This is a genomic window from Seonamhaeicola sp. S2-3 (assembly GCF_001971785.1).
Taxonomy (GTDB): Bacteria; Bacteroidota; Bacteroidia; order Flavobacteriales; family Flavobacteriaceae; genus Seonamhaeicola.
On sequence record NZ_CP019389.1, the window covers coordinates 1,363,389 to 1,388,129 of the forward strand.

The 24,741-nt window shown below is 31.1% G+C and carries 21 protein-coding genes and 1 tRNA gene; 16 read left to right on the forward strand and 6 right to left on the reverse strand.

Going from position 1 to position 24,741, the window contains the following annotated elements; translation table 11 throughout:
• Positions 1–29: 29 nt before the first annotated feature.
• From rnc to BWZ22_RS06365, 3 genes are all read right to left on the reverse strand, one after another.
• Positions 30–713, reverse strand: a complete 684-nt coding sequence (rnc, locus tag BWZ22_RS06355; protein WP_076698747.1) for a ribonuclease III — start codon at positions 711–713, stop codon at positions 30–32.
• A 69-nt stretch (positions 714–782) separates the two neighbouring features.
• On the reverse strand, positions 783–2,030 hold the full coding sequence (gene fabF, locus BWZ22_RS06360) for a beta-ketoacyl-ACP synthase II (RefSeq protein WP_076698749.1): 1,248 nt from the start codon (positions 2,028–2,030) through the stop codon (positions 783–785).
• A gap of 12 nt (positions 2,031–2,042) precedes the next feature.
• A complete protein-coding gene (locus BWZ22_RS06365) occupies positions 2,043–2,276 on the reverse strand; it encodes an acyl carrier protein (protein WP_076698750.1) in 234 nt (77 codons plus the stop codon).
• Positions 2,277–2,462: 186 nt separating this feature from the next.
• Between BWZ22_RS06365 and purN the strand changes: the two genes are divergently transcribed.
• The 6 genes from purN to BWZ22_RS06395 all read left to right on the forward strand — a co-directional run bounded on the left by purN (position 2,463) and on the right by BWZ22_RS06395 (position 7,973).
• A complete protein-coding gene (purN, locus tag BWZ22_RS06370; RefSeq protein WP_076698752.1) occupies positions 2,463–3,032 on the forward strand; it encodes a phosphoribosylglycinamide formyltransferase in 570 nt (189 codons plus the stop codon).
• A 47-nt stretch (positions 3,033–3,079) separates the two neighbouring features.
• Positions 3,080–3,721, forward strand: coding sequence for a viroplasmin family protein (locus BWZ22_RS06375; protein WP_076698753.1), 642 nt, complete (start codon positions 3,080–3,082; stop codon positions 3,719–3,721).
• 141 nt (positions 3,722–3,862) lie between these two features.
• A complete protein-coding gene (locus BWZ22_RS06380; RefSeq protein WP_076698755.1) occupies positions 3,863–4,054 on the forward strand; it encodes a hypothetical protein in 192 nt (63 codons plus the stop codon).
• Positions 4,055–4,111: 57 nt separating this feature from the next.
• Positions 4,112–4,867, forward strand: a complete 756-nt coding sequence (locus BWZ22_RS06385; RefSeq protein WP_076698756.1) for a CPBP family intramembrane glutamic endopeptidase — start codon at positions 4,112–4,114, stop codon at positions 4,865–4,867.
• A 199-nt stretch (positions 4,868–5,066) separates the two neighbouring features.
• Positions 5,067–5,993: a PfkB family carbohydrate kinase gene (locus BWZ22_RS06390; protein ID WP_076698758.1), complete on the forward strand. Its 927-nt coding sequence runs from the start codon at positions 5,067–5,069 to the stop codon at positions 5,991–5,993.
• An 81-nt stretch (positions 5,994–6,074) separates the two neighbouring features.
• Entirely contained in the window at positions 6,075–7,973 is a 1,899-nt protein-coding gene (locus tag BWZ22_RS06395; RefSeq protein WP_076698759.1) for a hypothetical protein, read from the forward strand.
• Positions 7,974–8,535: 562 nt separating this feature from the next.
• On the opposite strand, the gene BWZ22_RS06400 is transcribed toward BWZ22_RS06395, so the two are convergent.
• Positions 8,536–9,144, reverse strand: coding sequence for a superoxide dismutase (locus tag BWZ22_RS06400; RefSeq protein WP_076698761.1), 609 nt, complete (start codon positions 9,142–9,144; stop codon positions 8,536–8,538).
• Positions 9,145–9,268: 124 nt separating this feature from the next.
• On the opposite strand from BWZ22_RS06400, the gene BWZ22_RS06405 reads away from it, so the two are divergent.
• The 8 genes from BWZ22_RS06405 (at position 9,269) to BWZ22_RS06440 (ending at position 22,108) form a co-directional block, all read left to right on the forward strand.
• The gene (locus tag BWZ22_RS06405; protein WP_076698762.1) at positions 9,269–12,400 is read left to right on the forward strand and encodes an exodeoxyribonuclease V subunit beta; all 3,132 of its coding nucleotides are present in this window, start codon (positions 9,269–9,271) and stop codon (positions 12,398–12,400) included.
• A 198-nt stretch (positions 12,401–12,598) separates the two neighbouring features.
• A complete protein-coding gene (locus tag BWZ22_RS06410) occupies positions 12,599–13,987 on the forward strand; it encodes an OmpA family protein (protein WP_076698763.1) in 1,389 nt (462 codons plus the stop codon).
• 75 nt (positions 13,988–14,062) lie between these two features.
• Positions 14,063–16,828 (forward strand): PD-(D/E)XK nuclease family protein, encoded by a 2,766-nt coding sequence (locus tag BWZ22_RS06415; protein ID WP_076698765.1) that lies wholly within the window; start codon positions 14,063–14,065, stop codon positions 16,826–16,828.
• Positions 16,828–17,673 (forward strand): S9 family peptidase, encoded by an 846-nt coding sequence (locus BWZ22_RS06420; protein WP_076698766.1) that lies wholly within the window; start codon positions 16,828–16,830, stop codon positions 17,671–17,673. The genes BWZ22_RS06415 and BWZ22_RS06420 overlap by 1 nt, the downstream gene beginning before the upstream one ends.
• Positions 17,674–17,850: 177 nt before the next feature.
• Positions 17,851–19,263, forward strand: coding sequence for a glucuronate isomerase (gene uxaC / locus BWZ22_RS06425; protein WP_076698768.1), 1,413 nt, complete (start codon positions 17,851–17,853; stop codon positions 19,261–19,263).
• 72 nt (positions 19,264–19,335) lie between these two features.
• Positions 19,336–20,310, forward strand: a complete 975-nt coding sequence (locus BWZ22_RS06430) for a TRAP transporter substrate-binding protein (protein WP_076698769.1) — start codon at positions 19,336–19,338, stop codon at positions 20,308–20,310.
• A 2-nt stretch (positions 20,311–20,312) separates the two neighbouring features.
• Entirely contained in the window at positions 20,313–20,807 is a 495-nt protein-coding gene (locus BWZ22_RS06435; protein ID WP_076698771.1) for a TRAP transporter small permease, read from the forward strand.
• Positions 20,804–22,108 carry a TRAP transporter large permease gene (locus BWZ22_RS06440; protein ID WP_198027656.1) on the forward strand — a complete coding sequence of 435 codons (1,305 nt, stop codon included), beginning with the start codon at positions 20,804–20,806 and terminating at the stop codon, positions 22,106–22,108. The genes BWZ22_RS06435 and BWZ22_RS06440 overlap by 4 nt, the downstream gene beginning before the upstream one ends.
• A 59-nt stretch (positions 22,109–22,167) precedes the next feature.
• Here the strand turns inward: BWZ22_RS06440 and BWZ22_RS06445 are convergent.
• A tRNA-Ala gene (locus tag BWZ22_RS06445) sits at positions 22,168–22,241 on the reverse strand.
• Between the two features lie 55 nt (positions 22,242–22,296).
• Positions 22,297–23,091: a universal stress protein gene (locus BWZ22_RS06450; RefSeq protein WP_076698772.1), complete on the reverse strand. Its 795-nt coding sequence runs from the start codon at positions 23,089–23,091 to the stop codon at positions 22,297–22,299.
• 71 nt (positions 23,092–23,162) lie between these two features.
• Here BWZ22_RS06450 and BWZ22_RS06455 point away from each other — a divergent pair, with 71 nt between their 5' ends.
• Positions 23,163–24,497 (forward strand): MATE family efflux transporter, encoded by a 1,335-nt coding sequence (locus tag BWZ22_RS06455; protein WP_076698774.1) that lies wholly within the window; start codon positions 23,163–23,165, stop codon positions 24,495–24,497.
• A 26-nt stretch (positions 24,498–24,523) separates the two neighbouring features.
• A complete protein-coding gene (locus BWZ22_RS16740) occupies positions 24,524–24,700 on the forward strand; it encodes a hypothetical protein (RefSeq protein ID WP_198027657.1) in 177 nt (58 codons plus the stop codon).
• The last annotated feature ends 41 nt before the right edge of the window (positions 24,701–24,741 follow it).

Genomic DNA, 24,741 nt, shown 5'->3' on the forward strand with positions numbered 1-24,741 from the left:
ATAGTTAACTTTTAATTAACAGTAATTTTTTACAGCATTTTAGAAATCTTATTCTGAAAAGCAAAAAAAGCACGTTTTGAAGCTTTCTCTTCGGCTTTTTTCTTTGAAGTTGCTCTAGCCTTTGCTACTACTTTTTGGTCTATAGATAATTTTACTGAAAAATGTCTTACATCATCGTTTCCGGTATCTTCATATACATTGTAACCAAAGGTTTTCTTTTCTTTTTGGCACCATTCTATAAGTAAACTTTTATAGCTAATAACTTTCCCCTCTAGCTTTTCAATATCTACCTTAGGGATAATAACCCGTTTAAAGATAAATTTTTCGCAATATTTATAACCTCGGTCTAAAAATATGGCTCCTACTAAAGCTTCAAATAAATTGCCGTGAATATTATCTCCAAATTGTCCGGCAGGTATTTTACTTTCTACTAAATCAATTAGTTTTAATTCTCTACCCAATTCATTTAAATGCTCTCTACTTACCACTTTAGAGCGCATTTTTGTTAAATAACCTTCATCTCCTCCTGGTGCTTCCTGATATAAATGAGAAGCTATAACAGCACTTAGCATAGCATCACCTAAAAACTCTAGACGTTCATAATTTATAGCGTTTCCTTCATCATCCTTTATATTCATAGAACGATGTGTAAATGCCGTTTTGAAGTATTCAATATTTTTAGGCTTGAATCCTACAATTTTAGTTATTTCCATAAAAAAATTCCCGTTGCGTTTAAAACGGGAATTTAATATGTTACGAATGTTTTTCACTCGGGATTCTGTCTATATTTTCTTGAATAATACACAAGCGTTGTGCCCGCCAAATCCAAATGTATTACTCATTGCTACTTTAACATCGCGCTTTTGAGCTTTGTTTAGAGTTAAATTTAATTCTGGATCAATATTTTCATCAACCGTAGTGTGATTAATTGTTGGAGGTACTATACCATGCTCTATAGCTAAAATACTTGAGATGGCCTCAATAGCTCCAGCCGCACCTAACAGGTGCCCTGTCATTGATTTTGTTGAATTAATATTTATGTTTTTAGCATGACTACCAAATACTTTTGAAATGGCCTTAAGTTCTGCCACGTCTCCCAAAGGAGTAGATGTTCCATGAGTATTAATATGGTCTACATCTTCTGGTTTTAGCCCTGCATTTTCTAAACAATTTTTCATCACCTCTACTACACCAAGCCCTTCTGGATGAGGCGCTGTCATGTGATATGCATCTGAAGATAATCCTCCACCTGCAACTTCAGCATAAATTTTTGCTCCTCTTGCTTTAGCATGCTCATATTCTTCTAAAACTAAAGCGCCTGCACCTTCACCTAAAACAAAACCATCTCGGGTTCCATCAAAAGGTCTTGAAGCTGTTTCAGGACTGTCATTTCTAGTTGATAGTGCATGCATTGCGTTAAAGCCTCCCATACCGGCAATGGTTACTGCAGCTTCACTTCCTCCGGTAACAACTACATCTGTGTACCCTAAACGAATTGAGTTTAAGGCATCAAAAATAGCATTAGCAGAAGATGCACAGGCAGAAACTGTTGTGTAGTTTGGCCCCATAAAACCATGTTTTATGGAGATATTTGCTGGCGCAATATCAGCAATCATTTTTGGAATAAAGAAAGGATTAAACCTTGGAGTTCCGTCACCAGCAGCATAGTTTAATACTTCTTGCTGAAAAGTTTCTAAACCACCAATACCTGCTCCCCAAATAACACCAACACGCAACTTATTAACCGCTTCAAGATTTAGTTTAGCATCTGCTATGGCTTCATCTGAAGCTATCATAGCATACTGCGCAAACTTATCCATTCTTCGGGCTTCTTTTCGATCTATAAAATCGGTTACGTTAAAGTTTTTTACCTCGCATGCAAACTTGGTTTTAAACTTTTCAGTATCAAAATGTGTTATAGGCGCAGCACCGCTTTTACCATTAATTAGGCCATCCCAATACTCATCTATGGTGTTACCTATAGGTGTTAAAGCCCCTAAACCTGTGACTACAACTCTCTTTAATTCCATAAAATAACGTGCTTATTTTGCAGCTTCTATATAAGAAATAGCTTGACCAACTGTTGCAATATTTTCAGCTTGATCGTCTGGGATTTGAATATCGAATTCTTTTTCGAATTCCATAATTAGTTCTACAGTATCTAATGAGTCTGCTCCTAAATCGTTAGTGAAGCTAGCTTCTGCAACAACTTCGTTTTCATCAACTCCTAATTTGTCTACGATAATAGCTTTAACTCTTGATGCAATGTCTGACATAATCTTTTAATTTTAAGTTTTAATTCAGTTGGCAAAAATAAAAAACTTTATTTTTAAAACACATGTTTACTTCAAAAATGTGTTTGTAATTTACTAAAATAACTTTTAAGTATTATAATTTTACCTACTAAATGTTAATAATTATTCTTTTTTTTGTTGAACAATCTTAACATTATAATCTGTGATATGAAACGTGTGGTAATTTTTGCGTCCGGAAGTGGATCTAATGCTGAAAATTTAATTAAGTTTTTTCAAAACAGCGATAATGCATCTGTTATTCAAATACTTACTAACAATCCTCATGCCAAAGTTTTAGAACGCGCCAAAAAACTTAAAGTAAGTACTTTATCTTTTAATAGAGTAGCATTTACAAAGACTCACGACGTTTTGAACATTTTAAAAGCCTCAAAACCAGACCTTATTATTTTGGCTGGTTTTTTATGGAAGTTTCCAGAATTTATTTTAAATGAATTTCCTAATAAGGTAATAAATGTGCACCCTGCTTTATTACCAAAATTTGGAGGAAAAGGTATGTATGGCATGCATGTACATCAAGCTGTTGTGGCTAATAAAGAGACCGAAACTGGCATTACCATACATTATGTAAACGAAAATTATGATGAAGGCGCTACTATTTTTCAAGCAAAATGCGATGTACTTCCTACTGATACTGCTGAAGATGTAGCCGCAAAAATTCATGAATTAGAGATGGAACATTTCCCTAAAGTTGTTGAGAAATTGTTAAACAACTATTAAGTAAAACATTAATAATGAGATCCTGAAGCAAGTTCAGGATAACAAAAATGTCAAAGAAAAAGAAAAAATATTATACCGTTTGGAAAGGCCATAAAACGGGCGTTTTTGAGTCTTGGGATGATTGTAAAGCTCAGATAAACAATTTTGACGGGGCTATTTACAAATCGTTTTCAACCCTAGATGCGGCTAAAAAAGCGTTAGAAGAAAATTATAAAAACTATATTGGAAAATCTTCAAAATTTAAAAGTGAACTATCTGATGCACAACTAAAAAAAATTGGGCAGCCTAATTATAACTCTATTTCTGTTGATGCTGCCGTTAGCGGCAACCCAGGAAAAATGGAATACCGTGGCGTAGATACCAAAACTAAAAAGCAACTCTTTATTCAAGGCCCTTTTGAAGAAGGTACCAATAATATAGGCGAATTTCTAGCCATTGTTCACGGGTTGGCTTTTTTAAAAAAACATAAAAGCAATAGAATTATATACACAGATTCTAGAACTGCTATAAGCTGGATTAAAAAGAAAAAATGCAATACTAAACTAGAACGTACAGACAAAAACAAGATGCTTTTTGAATTGGTAGATAGAGCCGAAAACTGGCTAAAAACCAATACTTACAAAACTATTATTGTTAAGTGGGAAACCAAAGCTTGGGGAGAGATTCCTGCTGATTTTGGGAGGAAATAATAGACTTTTTCATTAAAACTTATTAAAGAATATTTCACTGCAAGGTTTGTGCAGTGAATGGGTTTATCTTGCAAAAACTAAACAAATAATGCGCATTCTTTTGTTTTTCAAATTTTTGTATAATTTTAAATCTAAAAAATTATGACTTTAACAAAGTTCAACACTAAAGAACTAAATGCTAAAGAAATGATCAATGTTAATGGCGGAACAGAAATTCCCTATTTAGACCCCAATGGGTTCGATGGAGATAGTATTTTAGGTGACCGTATTGCCTATTTTCATTTTGCCGTAAATTGGAATTTAATAGCTTATGGCATTAACAACCTGTTTTAGTTAACCTTATCAAACCCCATAGTATTAATATATTATGGGGTTTATACTCTGTTAAATATGAAAAAACACTTTCCTTCAAACATTTTAGAGGTAATTGCTATAATGGGAATTGATATGGTTCCTTATTTCCCGCTATTTGCATTAAATGCTTTTTTTCTAAAATTATCGATTGAAAAATCAGCTATAATTGCCAATATTTGTTCTTCCATTTTCGCTTTAGGAATATATTATGTGGTCAATAAAAAAAATAATATCAAAGTGAGGTTCAACTTCAAAATTGATAAAAGCATTATTATCTTATCTTTAATCTTATTAACATATTTAGTACTTATTTCACCTATTTCTCACTTATTTCATAAAAATTTTATACCTTCAAAAACAAGGCTTATTTCAATTGTAATACTTACACCTGTTTTTGAAGAAATTATATTTAGAGGGGTTATTTTAAAAGGACTTTTAGTTAGCTATAAACCTAATAAATCCATAATAATATCTTCCATCTTATTTTCATTAGAACACTTAATCTTCACAAATCTTATTGGAGCTTCACTAAATATGTTATGGGCCTTAATTTCAGGTCTGTTTTTAGGTTACGTGTATTTTAAAACCAAAAGTGTAGGGATGGTAATTATTCTTCATGCACTTAATAACGGTTTAGTTATTTTAGAAAACTTATTACAGTATCATGTTAACCATCATAAAAACAGCTTCTTAACTTATATATACGATAACTTCTCTGTTTATTTTTACTGTTTAAGTTTAATTTTATTTGCTTACTTAATTAACAGATTAATTTCTAATAAAGTGTTTTAATACAGAAATAATCAAAAATCATAAAATAAATTACGTCACCAATAGCAATTAAATTAATAACAGCAATTGGTTTTAATACATCGTTTCATTATACAAAGTCGCTTACTGCCCTAAAAAAAGGAGTTATTACCCACACAAAAATTATTCTTGAATACCTCTATAAAAGACTTATATTTGCACAAAAATATCGCTCTTTTTTATGAGTAAATTAGTTATAGTTGGCACTATGGCATTTGATGCTATTGAAACGCCATTCGGAAAAACCGATAAAATACTTGGTGGTGCAGCAACTTTTATTGGTTTAGCCGCATCTCATTTTAATATAGATACTGCTGCCGTATCTATTGTTGGGGGAGACTTCCCGCAAGATTATTTGAATTTACTATCCAACAAAAATATCAATCTTACAGGTGTAGAAATTGTAAAAGAAGGTAAAACATTTTTCTGGAGTGGTAAATACCACAATGATATGAACTCTAGAGATACCTTAGTTACAGAACTCAATACACTTGCAGATTTTAACCCTGTAGTTCCAGAAAATTATAAAGATGCTGGCGTGGTTATGTTAGGTAACTTACATCCTATCGTCCAATCTAGTGTTCTAGATCAAATGACAACAAAACCAGATTTAGTTATTTTAGACACCATGAATTTCTGGATGGATTCTGCTCTAGAAGAATTACACAATGTTATTAAACGCGTTGATGTAATCACAATAAATGATGAAGAAGCTAGACAATTAACAGGAGAGTATTCCTTAGTAGTTGCAGCAAGAAAAATTCATAGCATGGGGCCCAAATATGTAGTAATAAAGAAAGGAGAACACGGTGCGTTATTGTTTCATGACGACAATGTGTTTTATGCACCAGCACTACCTTTAGAAGAAGTGTTTGACCCAACAGGAGCAGGCGACACCTTTGCCGGAGGTTTTGCTGGTTACCTTGCTAAAACAAATGACACATCTTTTGAAAACATGAAAAACGCCATTATTTATGGTTCTACATTAGCTTCATTTTGTGTTGAAAAATTTGGAACAGAGCGTATGCAAGATTTATCAAATGAAGAAGTGCATAAAAGATTATTGCAGTTTAAGCAATTAACGCAATTTGAAATAGAATTAGAATAAACTGGCGCGCTCAAAAAGAGCGCGTTTTTTAATTAAATAAAACCAAATTAATCTTTCCGCGAAAGCGAAAACTTTTACATAATGAGTGATATTCTTAAACACGAGTGTGGTATAGCCGTTATAAGACTTTTAAAACCTTTAGAATATTATAAAGAAAAATATGGCAGTGCATTTTATGGCGTAAATAAAATGTACTTAATGATGGAAAAACAACACAATAGAGGACAAGATGGTGCAGGTTTTGCCAGTATTAAGTTAAACACCAAACCTGGAGAACGTTATATAAGTAGAATTAGATCTATTCAACAACAACCTATTCAAGATATTTTTTCTCAAATTAATGACAGAATTAATAATGAGTTTAAAGCGCACCCTGAATATTTAAACGATGTTGCAGCTCAAAAAAGAAATATTCCGTATATAGGAGAGTTACTACTTGGTCATGTACGTTACGGTACCTTTGGCAAAAACAGTGTTGAAAGTGTTCATCCGTTTTTAAGACAAAACAATTGGATGCATCGTAATTTAATTATGGCTGGTAACTTTAACATGACCAATGTTAAAGAATTATTTAGCAATCTAATAGAATTAGGCCAACACCCAAAAGAATATACAGATACCGTCACTGTGATGGAAAAAATTGGTCATTTTTTAGATGATGCTGTAAGTAAAATATATAAAGACTTAAAAAAAGAAGGCTATAATAAACGTGAAGCATCACCACAAATAGCAGAACGATTAAAAGTAGCCAAAATTTTAAGGCGTGCTGCAAAGAATTGGGATGGTGGTTACGCTATGGCTGGTCTTATAGGTCATGGAGATTTCTTTGTATTAAGAGATCCTGCAGGTATACGTCCTGCATACTACTACAAAGATGATGAAGTAGTTGTTGTAGCTTCAGAACGTCCTGTTATTCAAACCGTATTTAATGTAAAATTTGAAGATGTAAAAGAATTAGACCCAGGACATGCTATTATTACAAAAAAATCTGGAGAAGTAAGATTTAAACAAATATTAGAACCCTTAGAACGCAAAGCCTGCTCTTTTGAACGCATTTATTTTTCTAGAGGAAGTGATGCCGAAATTTATGAAGAACGAAAAATGCTAGGTAGGTTATTAATGCCTAAAGTAATGCAAGCCATTAATAACGATACCAAAAACACAGTTTTTTCTTATATACCAAACACAGCAGAAACATCGTTTTTTGGTATGATAGAAACTGCCGAAAATGAACTTAATAAAACTAAAACTAAAACCATTCTATCTGGGCAACGTAACATATCGGCAGAAAAAGTAACCGAAATTTTATCTGAAAGAATTAGAGTTGAAAAAATTGCCATAAAAGATGTAAAACTAAGAACCTTTATTACAGAAGATAGTAGTAGAGACGATTTAGTAGCCCATGTTTACGATATTACCTATGGAGTAGTAAAACCAAATGATAACTTGGTAATTATTGATGATAGTATTGTACGCGGAACTACATTAAAAAAGAGTATTTTAAAAATGCTTGATAGGTTAAATCCTAAAAAGATTATAGTCGTGTCATCAGCTCCTCAAATTCGTTATCCAGATTGCTATGGTATAGATATGGCAAACCTTGAAAGCTTAGTGGCTTTTAGAGCTGCTTTAGAATTACTTAAGGATAATAATAAATACCATATTGTTGAGAACGTTTATAACAAGTGTAAAGCTCAAGAAGACCTAGAAGATAAAGACGTACAAAACTTTGTAAAAGAAATATACAATCCTTTTACTGCAGAAGAAATCTCTAATAAAATTGCTGAATTATTAAGTGATGAAAGTATAAATGCAGAGGTAAAAATAATTTTCCAAACCATTGAAAATTTACACAAAGCTTGTCCTAAAAACTTAGGAGATTGGTATTTTACAGGTAATTACCCAACAGTAGGAGGAAATAGAGTTGTAAACAGAGCATTTATTAATTTTTACGAAGGAAATAAAGAACGAGCCTATTAATTTTAAGTCCTTAAAAATCTTGCGGTTAAACCGTAAAAAGTGTATTTCATCTATTAAATACGCTTTTTATCTAATAAATAATCCTGTTATCTAAAATACACATAAATTGGTACCACCATAACATAAGTAGGTTAAGTTCATGGTAGATTTGGGGCAAAAAAAGGTGAACTCTCGTTCGCCTTTTTTTATGCAATTTAGACACCTAAATTACATAGAATTCTTTCAAAAAAAGCACTTCATTTCATTTCACCCTAATTTTTAAACCTTATCTCTATTAAGCCAATTTATTAGTAGTTCACCCAAAATATTTCACCAGTCTTTAGCACAAATATATCTTTGAAGCACCATAACATAAGTAGGTTAAGTTTATGGTAGATTTGGGGCAAAAAGGTGAGCGTTCTAGCTCACCTTTTTCATTTTATATACTTTTTCACTCTTTTTTAAAAAACCCTGATAGTTTTTGTAAATTTTAAATCTCAATTTTAGTAAAAAGACATAAAAAAAAACCGTCTAGAAAAATCTAGACGATTTAATTGTTTATAACACTTAAAATTGTATTTAACTACTTTGCTTCTGCATAACGTTTTTCTACTTCATTCCAGTTAACAACATTAAAAAATGCTTTAATATAATCTGGACGTCTGTTTTGGTAGTTTAAATAGTAAGCATGCTCCCATACATCTAATCCTAAAATTGGAGTTCCGCCACAACCAATACTAGGCATTAACGGATTGTCTTGGTTAGCAGTAGAGCAAATTTCTATTTTACCGCCTTTATGAACACATAACCAAGCCCAACCAGAACCAAAACGTGTTGCTGCAGCTTTACTAAATGCTTCAATAAATTCATCTTTAGAACCAAAAGTAGACTCTATAGCGTCTTTTAATTCGCCAGATAAATACCCTCTATCTTCTGGATTCATAACTGCCCAAAACAAAGAGTGATTGTAAAATCCGCCTCCATTATTTCTAACAGCAGCATTATCTAGGTCTAAATTAGTAAGAATATCTTCAATAGATTTTCCTTCTAAATCTGTACCTGCTATTGCATTATTTAAATTGTTAGTATATCCTGCGTGATGCTTAGTATGGTGTATTTCCATTGTACGTGCATCAATATGTGGTTCTAATGCATCATATGCATAACCTAAATCTGGTAATTCAAAAGCCATAATTTCTTATTTTATCTATTATTAATTAATTTCATTTCAAATTTACGTATAAAAGAGGGCAATTAAAAATAATATATTGTTATGAAACCATTGATAGTTTTTATCTTGTATAAAATTAACATTCATGATTAAAAATCCTTCATTCACCATTTATAATGCTTCTGCAGGCAGCGGAAAAACGTTTACACTTGTAAAAGAGTATTTAAAAGTTTTATTTACATCTAACAACCCCGAAAAATTTAAACACATTCTTGCTATAACGTTTACTAACAAAGCAGTAGCCGAAATGAAAGAACGTGTTATAGAAGCTCTTAAATTGTTTTCTGATGACACCATTTTAATAAACCCAAATAGTATGTTTAACACTATTTGTGAAGAGTTAGAGATGGCTCCTAAAGTAATTCATAATAAATCAAAAATTATTCTAGATTCCATAATTTTTAACTACGCTGCTTTTGATATTTCTACTATTGATGGTTTTACACATAAACTCATTAGAACTTTTGCTCATGATTTAAAACTGCCATTAAATTTTGAGGTTGAGTTAGACCAAGATGCGCTTTTAAATGAAGCTGTAGATAGCCTTATAGCTAAAGCTGGAACCAACAAAGCTCTTACAAATATTTTGGTTGAATTTGCTATTGAAAAAGCAGATGACGATAAAAGCTGGGATATTGCCTTAGATTTAAGCAAAATTTCAAAGCTTTTGGTAAACGAAAATGATATACCTTTTATAGAAACCTTAAAAGAAAAAACCTTTAAAGATTTTATAACTTTAAAAGCACAACTAAAAAAGGATATAAAATTAACCGAAAATAATATAGTTGAAAATGCCGAAAGTGTACTTACCTTAATTAACGAAGCTGGTTTAGAACATTCAGATTTTTCTAGAAGCACTTTACCCAATCATTTTAAAAAAGCAGCTCAACTTAACTTATACGGTCTTTACAACAACAACCTAGAAGAAAACATTGTTGAAAGAAAAAATATATACCCCAAAAAAACAAACCCCACTTTAGCAGACACTATTGAAGCCATTCTGCCAGAAATTGAAATAACTTATAAAACAATAAAAGCGCAAGTTTATCACCTTCTATTCTTAAAGAATTTTCACAAAAACATAACACCTTTATCTGTTTTAAATGCCATAAACAATGAATTAACATTGTTAAAAGAAGAACAAAACAAAATGCTAATTTCTGAATTTAATACCATTATTAGTAACCAAATAAAAGGGCAACCTACCCCATTTATTTATGAACGCATTGGTGAAAAATTTAGACATTATTTTATTGATGAATTTCAAGATACATCTATTAAACAATGGGAAAATTTAATACCGCTTTTAAGCAACTCATTGTCAACAGAAAATGGTAGCACCATGTTAGTGGGAGATGCAAAACAAGCCATTTACCGATGGCGCGGAGGTAAAGCAGAACAATTTATAGGGTTGTTTAATAATGATAACCCGTTTCATATAGAAAAACATGTAGAAAATCTACCAACCAATTACCGTAGTTATAAAGAAATTGTAAAGTTTAACAATAGCTTTTTTAAATTCCTTTCAAACCATGTTTTTAATAATAAAGATTATGCAACATTATATGAAAACGCACATCAAAACACCTTTATAGAAAATACAGGTTATGTAGAAATAACTTTTTTAGATTTAGACAAAACCGATGATAGAGATGTTTGCTTTACAACAGCTACCCTAGAAAAAATTAATACCTGTATAAATAATGGGTTCTCTCTTAAAGATATTTGCATTTTAGTTAGAAAGAAGAAAGAAGGAGTGGCCATTGCAAACTATTTAAGTGAAAATGAAATACCTATTGTATCATCAGAAACATTACTAATTAGCAATTCACAAGAGGTCAATTTTGTAATTAATTTTTTAAAATTATTAGTTCAGCCTAAAAATCTTGAAATAAAAGTATTGGTTTTAAACTATTTAACTTCACTGTTAAATATTGAAAATAAACATCAATTTTTCTCAACGCATTTAGAATTACCATTGCATAAACTTTTTAAAAGCTTTGAAAATTACAATATCTATTTAAAAAATAATTTATTACAACTTCCGCTTTATGACTTGGTTGAAACTATTATAAGAAACTTTGGTTTAAGTAAAACATCTAACGCCTATATTCAATTTTTCTTAGACTTTGTTTTAGAATTTTCGCAAAAAAAAGGATCAGATGTTCCTGCCTTTCTAGAGTTATATGAAAAGAAAAAAGATAGCTTAAGCATTGTTTCTCCTAAAGGTAAAAACGCGGTTCAAATCATGACCATCCATAAATCAAAAGGCTTAGAATTTCCAGTAGTTATTTTTCCTTATGCAGATTTAGATATTTATAACGAAGTAGATGCTAAACAATGGTATGAATTAAACCCTAAGCAATATCAAGGCTTTACGCACACCTTATTAAATTATAACAAAGATTTTGAACATTTTGGTGAAGAAGGATATCAAATTTACAATCAACATGAAGCTGAACTTGAGTTAGACAACATTAACCTTTTATATGTAGCATTAACCCGTGCCGTTGAACAACTTTATGTAATATCAAAAAAAGATATTTCATCAAAAGGAGACGTTAACAAGAAAAGATATTCGGGTTTATTCATTAATTTTTTAGAGCATGTTAATTTATGGAACAACTCTCAACTCAAATACTACTTTGGAAACCCAACAAAAACATCAGAAAATGTTGTTTTACAAGATAACATGCAAACCCAAAAAATGTTTATTTCTACAGCAAAAGAAGAACATAATATTAAAGTGGTAACAAAATCAGGCTTTTTATGGAATACCAATCAACATAAAGCTATTGAAAAAGGAAATCTTGTTCATAATATAATGTCACAAATAAAAACCACAAATGATGTTGATTTTGTAATAAATGATTTTTTAAACACCTCTGTAATAAACCATGAACAGGCAAATGAATTAAGAGAAATTGTTAAACAAATAGTAAATCATCCGCTCTTAGAAAAATATTTCACTTCAAATGATACCATATATAATGAAAGAGATATCATTACAAAGGAAGGCATGATACTTAGACCCGATAGAATTAATATAAATTCTAAAAATGAAGTTACAATTATAGATTATAAAACCGGAAGTGAAAATAAAAAACACGTACAGCAACTACAAGACTACCAAGATGTATTAGAAAACATGCAGCTAATAGTTAAACATAAAGTTTTAGTTTATATAGATGATAGGGTAACAATTAAAAAATTATAAAAAATTTAAAATTAATGTGACCTCTTTATTATAAGAGTGTCTATATTAGAAGAAAAGACAAAATATTTTATCTAAAATCGTTCTGAACAATCGAATAACGGTGCTTTTGTACGATTTTTTTATATATTTGTCTTTGTTAATAACATTTAACAACTTACTTTTGTTTACAATTAACACTTAAAAATTAAACTTTTGAATATGAAAAATCTTAGCAGATTATTGTTAGCATTCGTACTTGTACTTGGTTACAATTATGCTGATGCACAAGACAAAAACAATCCATGGCAAATTACCATAGCGGTAAATGCAGTAGATGCCTTCCCTTCTGGAGATGGCGCATTATTTACAGGAACAGGAGAAGCCTCAGAGTCTATCTTTAGTAAATTTGTAGACACAGACAACTACAACATTTTACCTTCATTATCTTCAATTGCTGTTTCTAAATATTTAGGTGATGGGTTCTCTTTTGGAGTAACAGGATCATTAAACAAAATTGAAAGCTGGGGTGAGGTTGCAGGAACTCCTGATGCTTCATCAGTAGATGATTTATCTTACTATGGTATTGATGGTACCGTTAAGTACAACTTCTTAGAAGGTACTACTATAGACCCTTACGTAGGTGTAGGTGGTGGTTACACTTGGATTGATGAAATAGGTGCTGGTACTTTAAACGGAACTGTTGGTTTAAACGTTTGGTTTAACGATAATATTGGTTTTACTCTTCAAACTGCATACAAACACGCTTTTGAAGATTACTTAGATACTCACTTCCAACATACTGCTGGTATTTCTATTAGATTTGGTGGAACTGATACTGACGGAGATGGTATTTACGACAAAGATGATGCTTGTCCAGACGTAGCTGGTTTAGAAGCTTTCAACGGTTGTCCAGATTCTGATGGTGACGGTATTGAAGATAGCAAAGACGATTGTCCTAATGAAGCTGGTTTAGCTGAATTAAACGGTTGTCCTGATACTGACGGTGACGGTGTTGCTGATAAAGATGATAAATGTCCTACTGTAGCTGGTTTAAAAGCTTTAAACGGTTGTCCTGATGCTGACGGTGACGGTGTTGCTGATGGAGATGATAAATGTCCTAACACTGCTGGACCTTCTGCAAATAACGGATGCCCATGGCCAGATACTGATGGTGACGGTGTATTAGACAAAGATGATAAATGTCCTAAAGTTAAAGGAACTGTTGCAAACAATGGTTGTCCTGAAGTAACTGAAGAAGTTCAAAAAACTTTAAATGAGTACGCTAAAACTATCTTATTTGATACTGGTAAATCTTCTATCAAAGCAGAATCTGAAAAAGTATTAGCTGATATCATTAAAATTATCAACGAATACCCAACAGCTAAATTTACTGTTGAAGGACACACTGATAGTGTTGGTAGTGAAAAATTAAACCAAAGACTTTCTGAGTCTAGAGCTGCTTCTGTTAAAGATTACTTAACTTCTCATGGTGTTGATCAATTCAGATTATCATCTAAAGGTTACGGTGAATCTAAACCAATTGCATCTAACAAAACTAGAGCTGGTAGAGCTCAAAACAGAAGAGTTGAAATTAACTTAGTAAAATAATTTATTTAGTTAATTCTCTAAATAACTTTTTAAAAAACGCTTCGGGATTCCCGAGGCGTTTTTTATTTTTATACAATGACAACTTTTATTTTTGATGTATTAAAAGATTTACAAAAAAAAGGCGTAGATTTCTCTAGCCTTACTTTTATATTACCCAGTAAACGTGCAGGAATATTTTTAAAACATCAACTAGCTCTGGTAACAGATAAAGCTATTTTTTCTCCTGCCATTCTTAGTATAGAAGAGTTTGTTGAAAATCTCTCTGAACTAAAAAATATTACTAATACAGAACTTCTTTTTGAATTTTATGAAGTATACCTACAACTTACAAATGAAAACGAAAAGGATTCTTTCGAGTCGTTTTCAAAATGGGGGCAAATTTTAATTCAAGATTTTAATGAAATAGACCGCTATCTTATACCTCAAGCAAATATTTTCAACTATTTAAGTGCCATAAAAGAGATAGAACAAAACCATTGGTCTTTAGAAGAAAACCAAACAGAATTCATTAAAAAATATTTATCATTCTGGAAAAAACTAAACACGTATTACTCGCACTTTACAGAAAGACTATTAAAGAAAAAAAATGGTTATCAAGGCTTAATTTACAGAGAAGCTGTTGAAAATATAGAATCTTACATTCAAGCTAATGAAAAACAACAACATGTTTTTTTAGGATTTAACGCCCTTAATACTGCCGAAGAAACAATTATACAAGAATTGCTTCAAAATGATATAGCACAAATTTACTGGGATATAGATAAAGTATTCTTTAACAACCCAAAACATGATGCGGCTTTATTTACAAAACAGCACAAATCTAATTGGTTGTATTTTAAAAAACACCCTTTTAATTGGGTTACAAATAACTACTCTAAAAACAAAAATATTTCTATTTATGGCATACCAAAAAATATTGGGCAAGCTAAATATATTGGCAGCCTTTTAAATGAGTTAAAAAACAAGAATACCTCGTTACAAAATACCGCTGTGGTTTTAGGTGATGAAAACTTACTCATCCCTACTCTTAATTCATTGCCTCAAAATATTCAGGCATTAAATATAACCATGGGGTTTCCGCTAAAATCAATTCCTTTAGCTTCTCTTTTTAAAGCATTATTTCATTTACATAAAAAACCATCTAATTCATTTTATTATAAAGATGTTATTAATATTATTTCGCATCAGTTTATAAGACCACTATTTAATATAAACACTACCGATTATGCTTCGAAAATTATAGAAACTATTGATGCTAATAACCTCATCTATGTTACTAGCCACAGATTAAAAGAAATTGCTGAAGAGGCTTTTAAAATTATTGACTTGCTATTTGTTAATTGGGACAAATCTGTTACAGCAGCCTTAAACAACTGTTCGCTTATAATTCTTGCTATAAAAGACTATTTAGATAAAAACAAGGACTCTAATTTACTTTCATTAGAATATTTATTTCGTTTTAATGAATTATTTAATGAATTAAAACGGCTAAATTCAGAATACAACCACATTAAAGACATTACAGCTCTATTTGAGGTTTACCAAGAACTTTTAGCTACAGAAACCTTAGATTTTCAAGGTGAGCCCTTACAAGGCTTACAAATTATGGGAATGTTAGAATCTAGAGTTTTAGATTTTGAAACCGTAATTATTTCTGGTGTTAATGAAGGCATTCTTCCTGCTGGAAAAAGTAACAACTCGTTCATTCCTTTTGATGTTAAAATTGAAAACAAACTACCTACCTATAAAGAAAAAGATGCAGTTTACACCTATCATTTTTATAGATTATTACAGCGTGCTAAAAATATTTACATTCTTTATAACACAGAATCTGATGTACTTACAGGAGGAGAAAAAAGCAGGTTTATAACCCAATTAGAATTAGAAGATATTCATAAAATAAACCATCAAATTATAGCACCACAAGTACCTGTTATTAAACAGGAAGTAAACATTATTACAAAAACCAATGATGTTATTGAAAAACTAAAAGCAGTTGCTCAAAAAGGGTTTTCACCATCATCACTCACAAACTATATTAGAAATCCAATCGATTTTTATTATCAGAAAATATTAAAAATACAAGCGTTTGATGAAGTAGAAGAAACCGTTGCAGCCAATACCTTAGGTACTGTGGTACACAACACACTTGAAGATTTTTATAAGCCATTTATAGGTACTTTTATTTCGGTTGAAATAGTTGAAAACCTTAAAAAAAACGTAGTTAAAACCGTTACTCATCATTTTAAAGACATCTATAAAGAAGGTGATATTAAAACGGGAAAAAACTTAATCATTTTTGAAATAGCAAAGCGCTACGTACACAATTTTTTAGATTTAGAAATAAGAGAATTAAAAGCTGGAAACCAAATAAAAATAATTGCTATTGAAGCTGAAAACAAAGTTAGTATTGAAATTCCAGAGTTAGACTTCCGTATTAAAATAACAGGTAAAGTAGACCGTGTTGATGAATACAATGGCATAACTAGAATTATAGATTACAAAACCGGAAAAGTTGAGCAAGCCGATGTTGAAATAGTAAATTGGGAAGATATATCAACAGATTATAAAAAGTACAGTAAAAGTTTTCAAGTGCTAACTTATGCCCTTATGATGCAAAAATCTAAAGACATTAAATTACCCATTGAAGCTGGTATCATTTCTTTTAAAAATTTAAACAGTGGGTTTTTAAAATTCACTAAAAAAGATAAAGTAGGTCGTGGCGCAAAAAAAGATACCTTAATTACTCAAGAAATAATTGATAATTTTAATAATGAATTAAAACGTCTTATTATAGAAATTTGCAACCCCAACATACCATTTACCGAAAAAGAAATATAATGCTAAAGAAAAAAGATTTTATAATTAACGGCAAGCATAATAAACCCATACTAATTGATGTAAGTTATTTAGCCAACACAACAAATAACCCAATAATCATATTTTGCCATGGTTACAAAGGCTTTAAAGATTGGGGCGCTTGGAACATTATGGCAGAATATTTTGCTAATGCTGGATTTTGCTTTATTAAATTTAACTTTTCACATAATGGTGGCACCATTGAGCAACCTATTGATTTTCCAGATTTAGAGGCTTTTGGAAATAATAATTACACTAAAGAATTAGATGATTTACAATCTGTAATTAACTGGTGTTTTGAAAACGCCACTATAAAAAAAACAGGTAATTTAGATAGATTAGCATTAATAGGACATAGCCGTGGTGGTGGTATAGTTTCAATAAAAGCCAACGAAGACAATAGAGTAAAAGCTATTATTAGTTTAGCTGGGGTGTCTGATTTTTTAAGCAGAACCATAGCAAATGTTGATGTTGAAACTTGGGAAAAAACTGGTGTGAAATATGTTTTAAATGGACGCACTAAACAACAAATGCCTCACTATTATCAATTTTATTTAGATACTGTAAACAACAAAGACCGCTTAAACATAAAAAACGCTGTATCAAACCTAAAAATACCGCATTTAATTATTCATGGCGACAATGATACCAGTGTTTTTATTGATGAAGCAGAAAACCTTCATAAATGGAATCCAAAAAGCACTTTAGAAATTATAAAAGGTGCTAATCATGTATTTGAATCACGTCATCCTTGGGATACAAATAAACTGCCAAAAGCACTAAAAGAAGTTGTTAATAAAACTATCTTTTTCTTAAATTCTAAATAGCAAATAATTAAAAAAAGCTAACCATAAATCAACCAATGATAAAGGAATTTATTATATTTGCGTGTGCGTACACGAAAAGTATACACAATCTATTTTAGCCTCGTAAAATCGCACTAAAATTCTGTATTATACTTTTTCAAATTATATAAACGCATGTACTAAACTAAAGTTAAATTTATGAGTATAATTCAGTCTAAAAACATTATAACAGACAATTTTTTACTTCAATCTAAAGAAGCCGAAATTCTATATCATGATTATGCTAAATCAATGCCAATTATTGATTATCACAATCACCTTTCTCCAAAACAAATAGCAGAAAATAAGCCTATTAAAAACATAACCGAAGCCTGGTTAGGAGGAGATCATTATAAATGGCGTGGTATGCGTGCCAATGGTATTGAAGAAAAATATATTTCGGGCAATGCTTCATTAGAAGAAAAGTTTCAAAAATGGGCAGAAACAGTTCCTAATACACTTAGAAATCCGCTATTTCATTGGACACAGCTAGAACTAAAACGTTACTTCAATATTGATGATATTTTACAGCCTAATAATGCTACTAACATTTACAACAAAGCCAATAGCATTTTAGCCGAAAAAACTCCTGCTCAATTATTAGAGCAAATGAATGTTGAAATAGTTTGTACTACAGACGACCCTACAGATAATTTAGAATATCATAAAAAAATAGCTGAAGGCGACTTTAACGTAAAAGTATTCCCAACTTTTAGACCAGACGCTTTATTTTTTATTGGTGAAAATAATTTTATTTCATACATAGAAAAATTAAGTGCTTGTGTTAATTTTGAAATAACAAATTACGAAACATTATTAAAGGCTATTGATGAGCGTATAGAATTTTTCCATAAAAATGGCTGTAGATTATCAGATTACGGTATTAGCGGCGCGTTTTCTTATGTAGCGTTTAACCCTCAGGAGGTTGCTTCTATTTTCGTTAAAGGCATAAATAGCGAACAACTTTCAACACTTGAAATTCAAAAATACAGATCTAGCCTGTTACTATATTTAGGAAAAAAATACCATGAAAAAAATTGGGTTCAACAATATCACTTAGGGGTAATAAGAGATAACAATACCAGATTAAACGAATTGGTAGGAGCAGATTCTGGTTGCGATTCTATTGCAGATTATCCTATAATTGAGGGCTTATCAAAATTTTTAAACGCTCTAGACAGCACCAATCAACTAGCTAAAACCATTACGTATAATTTAAATCCGGCACAAAATGAAACCTTTGCTACCATGATGGGCAACTTTAATACTGGGGGTATAGCAGGAAAAATGCAATGGGGCGCTGCATGGTGGTTTTTAGATCAGAAAGACGGAATAGAAAAACAAATAAACGTGCTATCAAACATGGGGCTTTTAAGTAAGTTTATTGGTATGTTAACAGACAGTCGCAGTTTTTTATCGGTTCCAAGGCATGAATATTTTAGACGTATTTTATGCAATATCATTGCAGAAGATTTAAACCAAGGATTAGTACCTAACGACCTTGAATTTCTAGGTAAAATGATTCAAGATATATGTTATAATAACGCAAAAAACTATTTCAATTTTGCATAAAATAAACAATACAATCGATTGTATTTTTATTATCTTTGTAACAGTTTCAGACTAAACTAAAACCACAAAAAGATGAAAATTAAACTTATTTTGTCTCTTATAATTTGCATGAGTCTACTCTCCTGCATAGAAAAGGAAGATACAAAAACGCTTTATTTAGCACATACATTACCACAAACACACCCAGTTCATAAAGGTATTATTGAATTTCAAAAAGCATTAGAAAAAAAATCTGGTGGTGCTTTAAAAATTAAAATATTTCCAGACGGCCAACTTGGTTCTGAAAGAGAAGTATTAGAACTTTTACAAATAGGTAGTGTTGCCATTACAAAAGTAAGTGCAGCAACATTATCTAACTTTGTTCCAGAATACCATGTGTTGGGTATCCCCTATTTATTTAAAGACAAACAACACCAGTTTGATGTTTTAGAAGGACCAGTTGGAAAATCTATATTAGAAAAAGGAGAAAAATTTTGGCTTCGTGGTTTGTGTTATTACGATGCCGGAAGTAGAAGCTTTTACACCTCAAACAAAGCCATTAGAACGCCAGAAGATTTGCGTGGTCTCAAAATTAGAGTTATGAATAATCAAATGGCTATTAATATGGTTAATGCTTTAGGTGGAGCTGCAACACCAATGTCTTATGGTGAATTATACACCGCTATTCAACAAGGTGTTGTTGATGGGGCTGAAAATAACCCACCGTCATTTGTATCATCAAACCATTATGAGATTAGTAAATATTATACTTTAGATGAACATTCTTCTGTACCAGATGTTCTTTTAATTGGAACAAAACAATGGGAAAAATTATCTAAACAAGAAAAAGAATGGGTACAAGAAGCTGCTGACGAGTCTGCGCAAGCACAAAAGAAATTCTGGAAAGAATCTGTTGATGAATGTATGAAAATTGTAAAAGATGCGGGTGTTGAAATTATTATTCCAGAAAAATCTTTGTTTGCCGAAAAATCTAAATCTGTTTTAGAAGAGTTTCAAAAAGAACACCCTGAGTTAGCTGAAATTGTTAAAGAAATTAAATCTAATTAAGTATGAAACCATCCAACTCTTTATTTAATAGTGTGGTTAGATTCATGGAAATTTTTCTAATCGTCATATTCGCATTACTTGTTTTTGATGTTTTATTTCAAGTATTTTCAAGATATGTTTTAAAAGCTTCTTTTTCATGGACTGAAGAGTTTGCTAGATTTTCATTAATATGGATGTCTGTTCTAGGTGCGGCTTATTTAAATGCTAAAAGAGCCCATTTATCAATGGATTTTCTTTATAGAAAGTTCTCACAAGCAACCAAAAAGAAAGTTTCTATTGTAATAGAAGTTTTAATTTTCCTATTTGCATTAATAGTTATGGTTATTGGCGGATTTAACCTTGTTTATACCACATTACATTTAGGGCAACTCTCTGGTACTTTACGCATTCCTTTAGGATATATTTATGCTATTTTGCCATTTAGCGGATTACTAATTATGTGGTTTTCTGTCATCCATATTTCTCAAATTTCTAAAAACCAAATAACTGAGCTATGAGTATTGAAGTTTTAAGTATTGTTGTTTTATTTTCTAGTTTTTTTATTCTTTTAATGCTTAAGGTTCCTGTTGCTTATAGCATTGGAATTTCAACCACAATTAGTCTATTATTAAATATTGATAAACTACCAGGACTAACAACCATTGCACAACGTATGACTACTGGAATAGATAGTTTTGCCTTATTAGCTATTCCGTTTTTTGTGTTGGCTGGAGAAATAATGAAACAAGGTGGTATTGCCAACCGGCTTATAAATTTTGCTAAATCTTTAGTAGCTAGCCTCCCTGGTGGATTAGCCTATGTAAATGTTTTAGCATCTATGTTGTTTGGCGCCATTTCAGGATCTGCTATTGCCGCAGCTTCTGCAATTGGTAGTATAATGACCGATAGAATGGAAGAAGAAGGTTACCCAAGAGAATTTAGTGCTTCGGTAAATATTACTTCTTCTACTACGGGATTATTAATTCCTCCTAGCAATATTTTAATTGTATATGCTCTTGCTAGTGGTGGTGCAGCCTCTGTTGCTGCTTTATTTATAGCGGGTTATTTACCTGGAGTTTTATTAGGTTTAGCATTAATTGGCTATATAGTTTTTGTTGCTGTAAGAAGAAAATTTGCCAAAGGACAAAGAGCTACACTAAAAGAGGTTTGGCAACATTTTAGAAAAGCATTTTTTAGCTTATTAATGCTTGTAATTGTTGTAGGCGGTATTGTTGCCGGAGTTTTTACAGCTACTGAAGCCTCTGTAATTGCAGTTTTATATGCTGCTATACTTGCTTTAATCTATAAAAGCGTTACTCTTAAAAGTTTTCCTGATATTTTACTAAATAGTGCTAAAACCACTGCTGTTGTAATGTTTTTAATTTGTACTTCAATGGCTATGAGTTGGCTATTTTCATTTGAAAGTATTCCTGCTCTTATTAGTAACTTTTTATTAGAACAGTTTAGTAACAAATTTGCTATCTTTTTTGTAATTAATATTACTTTATTAATAATAGGAACCTTTATGGATATGACACCAGCGGTATTAATATTTACACCAATATTTTTACCTGTAGTTATGGCTTTAGGAATGGATCCTGTTCACTTCGGAATTGTACTTGTATTAAATTTATGTATTGGTTTGTGTACACCACCTGTGGGTACTATTCTCTTTGTAGGAAGTGGTATAGCAAATGTAACCGTTTCTCAGGTCGTCAAGCCCTTGCTGCCATTTTTATTAATAATGGTACTTGTTTTGTTGCTAATAACTTATATTCCTGAAATTTCTATGTGGTTACCTAGACTTTTCGATTTATAAAAACCATAATATGGTAAAAAAACAAAAAAGAGGCTTTCATTAATGAAAGCCTCTTTTTGTGGAGCATATCGGAGTCGAACCGATGACCTTTTGGCTGCCAGCCAAACGCTCTAGCCAACTGAGCTAATGCCCCTTTTTTAAAAGATTATACAAATTTATATAAATTAATATTGTTTTTATAAACCTTTTTACTTTAATCCACTTAATACTAAAACGGGTATGCTACTATAAAAGTCTTTTTTAAGAATAGTGTTTTTTTCCCATTTCTTAGCAAAGAAACCTCTTTTACGTCTTACAACACACAACATATCTGGGTTATGAGATTGAAAATGCTCTAAAACTCCTTGAAAAGTAGTGGCATTTTCGGTAATTGTAATATTAGATACTAATGATTTTAAATCATCTTTCACATCAAAATCATGTTCTTTATGGTATGGCGTTTTAACTAATAATAAATTCACAGCAGCTTTAAATTTATCCTGTACATCTTTAAGCGGATTTAAGACTCCTTCCTTTTTTATAATAGCCGATTTTAGAGCCATTAAAATATTAGTGGCTGGTTTAAATGTATATCCTTCTGGTACTATAAGTGCTGGTATTTGTGTTTGCTTAATAATTTTACCAGATGTTTTTCCTAAATACACAGTATCTTTTACAGAGGTTGTTCTGGGTTCTACTAAAATTAAGTCTATGTTAGCTGCTTTACTTGCTAATTCTAATGTGTCTACTAAATTTCCTTTTAAACTTCTAACCGTTATATCTACACCTTTTTTATCAATTTTAGACACTAATCCGTTTAAAAATTCTAGACTTTCACGTTGAATAATTTTATCTACGTTCATCATAGTTCCTGCTTTAGTATACACATTATAAACCTGAACAATGAATAGTTTTGCATTAAAAGCTTCGGCAAAATCAACGGCATACTGCAGGTGACTTACTGCATTTTTAGATGATCCAACAGGAACTAAAATATTCTTCATATCTAGAAAGTTTTGTAGTTAAATTTACAATAAATTTGCTGCAAAAGTAAGCATAAACAAATTCATATACATTGGCGGACATCATTAATCTGAAATACATCAATAAACTAGCAATTCCGGCATTAATATCGGGTATTTCAGAACCAATCTTATCAATTACAGATACAGCCATTATTGGCAACATACCTTTAAATGCCGTTGAATCTTTAGCAGCCGTTGGTATTGTAGGCACTTTTATGTCTATGCTTATTTGGGTGTTGGGGCAAACTAGAAGTGCTATTTCTTCAATAGTATCTCAGTATGTTGGTGCTAATAATTTAGACGCGGTAAAAAATCTTCCTGCACAGGCTATTTTTATCGTCACTGCTTTAAGTTTACTCATAATAGTCTCCACTTTTCCTTTTGCTAAAGACATTTTTAAGCTTTATAATGCATCTAATTTAATTTTAGATTATAGTGTAACTTACTACCAAATTAGAGTTTTTGGATTTCCTTTTACCCTATTTACCATAGCTGTTTTTGGAACCTTTAGAGGCTTGCAAAATACTTATTATCCCATGATAATTGCAATAATTGGTGCACTTGCAAATATTATCTTAGATTTTATTTTAGTATACGGCGTTAATGGCTTTATTAAACCAATGTACATTGAAGGTGCTGCTTACGCTAGTGTAACTTCTCAAATTATAATGGCTTTATTGTCAGTTTATTTTTTATTAACTAAAACTTCTATTCCGTTAAAATTGAGTTTTCCTTTTAATAAAGAAATTAAACGATTTACCGGTATGGTTCTCAATTTATTTGTTAGAACATTAGCGCTAAACATTACACTTTATTTTGCTACAAGATTTGCTACTGGCTACGGAAAAAATTATATAGCTGCCTACACTATTGCTATTAACCTTTGGTTTTTAGGCGCATTTATAATTGATGGATATTCTAGTGCTAGCAATATTTTATCGGGTAAATTATTTGGAGCTAAAAACTATAAACAACTTGTTTCTTTAAATAAAAAATTAATTAAAATTGGTGTTTTAGTAGGTGTTATTTTAGCAATTGTTGGGGTTTTAATATACAAGCCTGTAGGTTTGTTATTTACAAAAGAAGCCCATGTTTTAAGTGAGTTTTACTCAGTATTCTGGATAGTACTCATCATGCAACCCATTTGTGCAATAGCTTTTATTTTTGATGGTGTGTTTAAAGGGCTGGGAAAAATGAAACTACTTAGAAATGTATTATTGCTATCAACATTCATAATTTTTTTACCTGTACTCTATGTTTTAGATTATTTTAATTTTAAACTAAACGGTATTTTTATAGCCCTAACTTTTTGGATGATAGCCAGAAGCTTACCTTTATTAATTAATTTTAGAAAACAATTCCTTCCGCTAGCTAAAAACTCTTAAATTTGTGGTCTAGATTACAACCTAACATGTCATTGCTTACTACACTTTTACAGCAAGTAGATATTGAAGAAAAATTAAAAAATGCACCCGATAAAGGTTACGAAATTGGCGTGTTTATTGGCTCTATGTTGCCTTTTGTTATTTTGGTATTATTAGCCTATGTAATTTACCGATACAATAAAAAAAGAATGAACAAAGATTAAAAAAATGGATATACTAGGTTTTTTAACAGGCAACGGATTAT

Excerpts from the sequence above, each read along its gene's own strand:
- BWZ22_RS06390 (WP_076698758.1), top strand. The coding sequence starts at position 5,067 with ATGAGTAAATTAGTTATAGTTGGCACTATGGCATTTGATGCTATTGAA.
- BWZ22_RS06365 (WP_076698750.1), bottom strand. The coding sequence starts at position 2,276 with ATGTCAGACATTGCATCAAGAGTTAAAGCTATTATCGTAGACAAATTA.
- BWZ22_RS06450 (WP_076698772.1), bottom strand. The coding sequence starts at position 23,091 with ATGAAGAATATTTTAGTTCCTGTTGGATCATCTAAAAATGCAGTAAGT.
- BWZ22_RS06375 (WP_076698753.1), top strand. The coding sequence starts at position 3,080 with ATGTCAAAGAAAAAGAAAAAATATTATACCGTTTGGAAAGGCCATAAA.
- BWZ22_RS06440 (WP_198027656.1), top strand. The coding sequence starts at position 20,804 with ATGAGTATTGAAGTTTTAAGTATTGTTGTTTTATTTTCTAGTTTTTTT.
- BWZ22_RS06400 (WP_076698761.1), bottom strand. The coding sequence starts at position 9,144 with ATGGCTTTTGAATTACCAGATTTAGGTTATGCATATGATGCATTAGAA.
- fabF (WP_076698749.1), bottom strand. The coding sequence starts at position 2,030 with ATGGAATTAAAGAGAGTTGTAGTCACAGGTTTAGGGGCTTTAACACCT.
- purN (WP_076698752.1), top strand. The coding sequence starts at position 2,463 with ATGAAACGTGTGGTAATTTTTGCGTCCGGAAGTGGATCTAATGCTGAA.
- BWZ22_RS06385 (WP_076698756.1), top strand. The coding sequence starts at position 4,112 with ATGAAAAAACACTTTCCTTCAAACATTTTAGAGGTAATTGCTATAATG.
- BWZ22_RS06395 (WP_076698759.1), top strand. The coding sequence starts at position 6,075 with ATGAGTGATATTCTTAAACACGAGTGTGGTATAGCCGTTATAAGACTT.
- BWZ22_RS16740 (WP_198027657.1), top strand. The coding sequence starts at position 24,524 with ATGTCATTGCTTACTACACTTTTACAGCAAGTAGATATTGAAGAAAAA.
- BWZ22_RS06420 (WP_076698766.1), top strand. The coding sequence starts at position 16,828 with ATGCTAAAGAAAAAAGATTTTATAATTAACGGCAAGCATAATAAACCC.
- uxaC (WP_076698768.1), top strand. The coding sequence starts at position 17,851 with ATGAGTATAATTCAGTCTAAAAACATTATAACAGACAATTTTTTACTT.
- BWZ22_RS06410 (WP_076698763.1), top strand. The coding sequence starts at position 12,599 with ATGAAAAATCTTAGCAGATTATTGTTAGCATTCGTACTTGTACTTGGT.
- BWZ22_RS06430 (WP_076698769.1), top strand. The coding sequence starts at position 19,336 with ATGAAAATTAAACTTATTTTGTCTCTTATAATTTGCATGAGTCTACTC.
- BWZ22_RS06435 (WP_076698771.1), top strand. The coding sequence starts at position 20,313 with ATGAAACCATCCAACTCTTTATTTAATAGTGTGGTTAGATTCATGGAA.
- BWZ22_RS06405 (WP_076698762.1), top strand. The coding sequence starts at position 9,269 with ATGATTAAAAATCCTTCATTCACCATTTATAATGCTTCTGCAGGCAGC.
- BWZ22_RS06415 (WP_076698765.1), top strand. The coding sequence starts at position 14,063 with ATGACAACTTTTATTTTTGATGTATTAAAAGATTTACAAAAAAAAGGC.
- BWZ22_RS06380 (WP_076698755.1), top strand. The coding sequence starts at position 3,863 with ATGACTTTAACAAAGTTCAACACTAAAGAACTAAATGCTAAAGAAATG.
- rnc (WP_076698747.1), bottom strand. The coding sequence starts at position 713 with ATGGAAATAACTAAAATTGTAGGATTCAAGCCTAAAAATATTGAATAC.